This is a genomic window from Pontimicrobium sp. MEBiC01747, from assembly GCF_053601635.1.
In genome coordinates this window covers 1-3,957 of record NZ_JBSHNS010000419.1, presented here as the reverse complement: position 1 = coordinate 3,957, position 3,957 = coordinate 1, and the positions used below count along the sequence as shown (strand labels likewise).

The 3,957-nt window shown below is 34.3% G+C and carries 2 protein-coding genes and 1 pseudogene; all 3 read right to left on the bottom strand.

Features of this window, described 5'->3' with window-relative positions; genetic code table 11:
* Positions 1-525: DUF6597 domain-containing transcriptional factor (locus tag ACVC2P_RS13570; RefSeq protein WP_452598993.1), on the bottom strand; the 525-nt coding region annotated here is incomplete at its 3' end.
* A gap of 199 nt (positions 526-724) precedes the next feature.
* Positions 725-1,216, bottom strand: a complete 492-nt coding sequence (locus ACVC2P_RS13565) for a GNAT family N-acetyltransferase (RefSeq protein ID WP_452598992.1) — start codon at positions 1,214-1,216, stop codon at positions 725-727.
* A gap of 89 nt (positions 1,217-1,305) precedes the next feature.
* Positions 1,306-3,951 (bottom strand): annotated as a pseudogene (gene purL, locus ACVC2P_RS13560) (phosphoribosylformylglycinamidine synthase); the annotation flags it as partial.
* Between the last annotated feature and the right edge of the window lie 6 nt (positions 3,952-3,957).

The window sequence follows — 3,957 nt, the reverse complement described above, 5'->3', positions numbered from 1 at the left end:
ATCGCTAACATTTAACAGACCCTCTTTTTTTCTAATATATTTTATAGCATAATCTATGTTTTTGGTATGTTTTGTTGTTGTTCTTGTCAAATCTTTTAGTGCAGATTGAAATGCTTCTAGGGCTATTTTTTTATTGCGATTAGATTGTAATAGTGGGAGTAAAACGTTTTCTAGTTCTTCTGAAAGTGTTTTTAATGCTACATGTTTGTTAGTTATTGCAGAGAGGTTTTGATTAGTAAGTTTATATAAAGCAGTTGGATGAAGTACTATACCAACAATTTTTGTTGCTTCATCAATTGCAAAATCGTAAGCATGTAAACATTGTCCAGATACTATTATATCGTTACATTTTTTTGAAACGTCTCCAACTTTTTTTAAACTTCCTTTTTTTATTAGGGTAATTAAAGGAAAAGCTATAGGTATAATTGTTGTAGCGAATGGCACGATGGCTTCGTTAAAGGATAACTCGAAATACTCCTCTACTAAATTATAATCATCTTTAGACCTATACGCACTATATATCATTCTTGATTTGTATACTACTTATTCAACAACATTGTAAAATACGATTTTTTACACAAAGTATGCTTGTTGTTACCCTAAGCCTTTAATTAACAATTGTTTTAAAGTCTGTAAAGTAGTAATTAAATGAGGTAAACTATAAGGGTATTAGTAGTATTTTGCTATTACGTTTGTTCTTTATAAATAGTATATCGTTTTTTATTTAAAAGCGATACTCAAAAATATAGTCATTCATAACATAGCCATTTCCTATATCGAAATCGTCTTCACCTATAATTTTAAAACCACTACGTTTATAGGCTCTTACTCCTTTTTCGTTACCTCTATTTACCGTTAAATAGACTGCTGTACAGTTATTTGTTTTGGCATAGTTTTTTACTCTATTAAGGGCTAGTTTACCTAAACCCAATCCTTGGACTTCTGTTTTTAAATATATTTTACTTAAAAACACGCGGTTGTCTTCTTTTATAACATAGGCAAGGTAACCAATAAGGTTATTGTTATGGTAAATAAGTTCCCATTGATAGCCTTCATTTAAATCTTTTTGAAGTTGCTCAGGATTATACATTAAATTTAGCATGTAATCTATTTGTCCTTGAGTAATCATGTCTCGGTAATTATTGTTCCAGATTTCTTTAGAAAGGTTAAAAACCAATTCGAATTGATTTGGAGTAATAGCGTTAAAACTGGTCATTGTTTATTATGAGTTTATTAGTAAAAATAAAAAAGACCTCATAAGTATCAAAAACTTATGAGGTCTAATATTTTTATTACTTGAGTCTGTTATTTTTTATCAATCCAAACTCTTGCATTAACAAAAGCTTCTAGCCAAGGAGATACTTCGTCTTGTCTGTTTTCTGGATAATTTGCCCAGTTCCATTGAAAAGTAGAACGCTCTATGTGTGGCATCATTACTAAATGACGTCCTGTTGTATCGCATAACATAGCGGTATTAAAGTCCGACCCATTAGGATTGTTCGGGTAGCCTTCGTAACCGTATTTTGCAACAATGTTGTACTGATCTTCTGTTTTTGGTAAACTGAATTTTCCTTCTCCATGAGAAATCCAAACGCCTAATGTAGCCCCTTCTAATGACGATAACATCACTGAGTTATTTTTTTGAATTGCCACAGATGTAAACGAGCTTTCGTGTTTTTTAGACTCGTTATGAATCATTTTCCCATGGACATCATGCTCTGGGTTAATAAGGTCTAACTCCATGAATAATTGGCAACCATTACAAATACCTACCGATAGGGTGTCTTCTCTTTTAAAGAAATCGTTAATGACTTTATTCGCTTTTTCGTTGTATTTAATAGCTCCTGCCCATCCTTTTGCAGAGCCTAAAACATCACTATTAGAAAACCCTCCTACGGCTCCTAAAAATTGAATGTCCTCTAAAGTTTCGCGACCAGAGATTAAATCGGTCATGTGTACATCTTTTACATCAAAACCTGCTAAGTACATAGCGTTAGCCATTTCACGCTCAGAATTCGATCCTTTTTCGCGTAATATAGCAGCTTTTGGTCTTGGCTTACTAGCGTCTATAACAGGAAGTTTTCCTGTAAAATGTTCTGGGAACGTATAGGTTAAAGGTTGTACTTTATAATTATTATAACGTGCTTCGGCTAAGTTATTAGCGGTTTGTTTTTGGTCTAATAGGTAAGAGGTTTTATACCAAACATCTCTTAATCTAGAGACTGTAAGTGTGTATACTTCTGCATGGTTAATAATGCTCAACGTATCACTTTCTGTAACTTTTCCTATGTTGAAAAATTCAATATTAGCTTCAGATAATACGTTTTCTATTGAAGCGTCTTTAGATTGAATTACAATTCCTGAGTTTTCAGAAAATAATAGTTTTACTGAGTCTTTTTCGGCTAAAGCTGTAAGATCTAGTTCTGCTCCTAAATTTACATCGGCAAAACATAATTCTAACAATGTTGTAATTAATCCGCCAGATGCTACATCGTGTCCTGCAACGATTTGATTATTGTTTATTAGGTTTTGAATGGTATTAAATACTGTTTTTACATAGCTAGCGTCTTTTACATTAGGGGCATCGTTACCAATAGTATTTAATACTTGAGCGAAAGAACTACCTCCTAATTTAAATTGGTCTTGAGAGATATTTATATAGTATATATCTCCTGCATTTTTATTAAAAACTGGCTCTACTACTTTAGTGATTGCATTACAATTTGCTGCTGCCGAAATAATTACCGTTCCTGGAGAAATAACATCTTCGTTAGGATATTTTTGTTTCATAGATAAAGAGTCTTTTCCTGTAGGAACATTAATACCTAAATCTATAGCAAATTCCGAAATGGCTTGTACTGCTTCGTATAAACGCGCATCTTCGCCTTCATTTTTACATGGCCACATCCAGTTCGCCGAGAGTGAAACCGATTGTAACCCATTTTTTAACGGTGCCCAGATTATATTAGTTAAAGCTTCGGTAATACTGTTACGGCTTCCTGCTACTGGGTTTATTAATCCTGATATAGGGGAGTGCCCAATAGAGGTTGCAATACCTTCTTTACCTTTGTAGTCTAAAGCCATAACACCAACATTGTTTAATGGTATTTGTAATGGGCCTACGCATTGTTGTTTGGCTACTTTTCCGCCAACACATCGGTCTACTTTATTTGTTAACCAGTCTTTACAAGCTACAGCTTCTAGTTGTAATACTTGATCTAGGTAATGCAAAATATTATCTGCATTATACTCTAAGTTTTTATAATTTCTATTAACTGTTTTGTCTGTTAATATCGTTTTTGGAGAGCTTCCAAACATATCTTCTAAGGCTAAATCCATTGGTTTGTCTCCTTTGGTTTTAGACTCGAAAGTAAAACGGTCGTTACCTGTAACGTCTCCAACAGTGTACATTGGCGAGCGTTCGCGTTCTGCTATTTTGTTTAGTGTTTCTATATGTTTTTCGGCAATTACTAATCCCATACGTTCTTGAGATTCGTTACCAATAATTTCTTTTGCAGATAGGGTTGGGTCGCCAACTGGTAAAGCGTCTAAATCGATGTGTCCTCCGGTATCTTCTACTAATTCACTTAAACAGTTTAAGTGGCCTCCTGCTCCATGATCGTGAATAGACACTATAAAGTTTTCATCGCTTTCTACCATGCCTCTTACTGCATTTGCGGCACGTTTTTGCATTTCTGGGTTAGAGCGTTGTACGGCATTTAATTCTATTCCCGAAGAGAATGCTCCTGTATCTGCACTAGATACGGCAGCTCCACCCATACCTATACGGTAGTTTTCACCGCCTAGTATTACTATTTTATCTCCTTCTTTAGGGGTGTCTTTTAGGGCTTGGTCTGCTTTACCGTAACCAATACCTCCTGCTTGCATAATAACTTTATCGAAGCCTAGTTTTCTAGCGTCTTCTTCATGTTCGAAGGTTAATACTAAACCTCATTT